Annotated in this window: 1 pseudogene; it reads right to left on the minus strand. The window is 55.6% G+C overall.

Going from position 1 to position 1,386, the window contains the following annotated elements:
- Nucleotides 1-1,276: 1,276 nt before the first annotated feature.
- A pseudogene (locus tag KHU32_RS22940) lies at nucleotides 1,277-1,386 on the minus strand (IS5-like element ISRso1 family transposase); the annotation flags it as partial.

The raw sequence follows: 1,386 nt of genomic DNA on the forward strand, positions 1-1,386 counted from the left end.
GCTTGACTATGTTGTATCGCTCGACGGACTGCCTCAGTCGTCGTGGCGCTCCCGTGAAGAACCTAGCCCATAGCGCGTCCCTCGATTCCTGCAGCGAGAGTGCACCATCAAAGCCCGGGATCAAACAACTAGCCTCTCTGCTCATAGGCAGCAGAGCGCGATCGCGGATGCAACGCCAGGACCATGGATACGGCTCGGGGGACTGCATCTTGCATGCCAGCCGTATCCCGCAGGATCAGTCGGCGATCACATCAGCATCTGATCGAGACACGGTCATCCCTCAGCCTCGGTCTCGCCCAAGGTGTCTGCGCGAGAAGAACCGTCGTCTCACCAGATCCTACACGAACCGTAAATTCGCCCGAGTAGTTCTGCTGCCCTGTCTGGCCGTACTGAGTATAGTCAAGGGTAAAAGAGTAAGAGCAGGTCACTGGGATCTGGTTGTAATTGCGACCATATATGACGAAAGACGAGCCATTGACGCCGTACCGAAACGTTGGTTCACGAAAAAATGCCGGTTCTGAGGTGCGGTTGGGCCGGGTATTCGGCAAAATTGTGGGCGGGGGGCTTGGCTCAGGCGTAGGAGGAGGTGGGGGTGGGGGTGGGGGCGCCACCCAATTCAGGTCTCGAGCACACATAGATACTCTGACCCAACATTGATTTTCCCTGTTAGACGTACAATTTAAAGTGCTGCCGCTGTGGCAGTACATTCTTACGTCGTATCCTATAACGATTCCATTTTGGAGTACTGGAACGGGTGAATGTACAGACCAGCCTTGACACGCCATCGACTGGCTCCCGGACGCGTAAAGGCGGATACCTCGAGGAACATGGGCCGAGGTCATGACGGCCCGTGCAGTCCCGCCACTCGCTCCGTGGTGAAGCTCGCCTGGTCGCGACGTGTCTGGCCGGATGGATTGCGGAAGATTGATGCGACCTACGCTCGTATTAATCTTGGCTTCCCGGCCAGGGACTTGCCTGTTTTCTGCGTTTACTTGTCCTAAATATGTGTACCCGCTGGCGCATTCTTCTTGCGCACTCACCTTGCACGCGACAGACAGCAAAATGCATACCGATAGTCAAAGCCTCGCAGCCGAAACCATTGCTGTTTCCCCTATGACCATGACTATTTGCCAAACTTTGTCGTTTGACAGTTGCTCGTCAATCGAATTGTGCCGCTGGCTATTCTTGCCAGAGCCATTGCGAGGCTGACCACATCGACATCGTACTCGCTCAGCGGATCCGAGAATCTTCTAATCGTTAGTGACCGTTTGAGAATTCATCGATTTGCGATCCTGCGCAGGAGGAGAGCCCCCATGGCGAGGTGGATCATGGCCTCGGATACGTCGAGGCGTTGCTCGTAATCTCGGACGAGGCGGCGCCAGCGGA

It is taken from the genome of Roseococcus pinisoli (assembly GCF_018413645.1).
GTDB classification, from domain to species: domain Bacteria; phylum Pseudomonadota; class Alphaproteobacteria; order Acetobacterales; family Acetobacteraceae; genus Roseococcus; species Roseococcus pinisoli.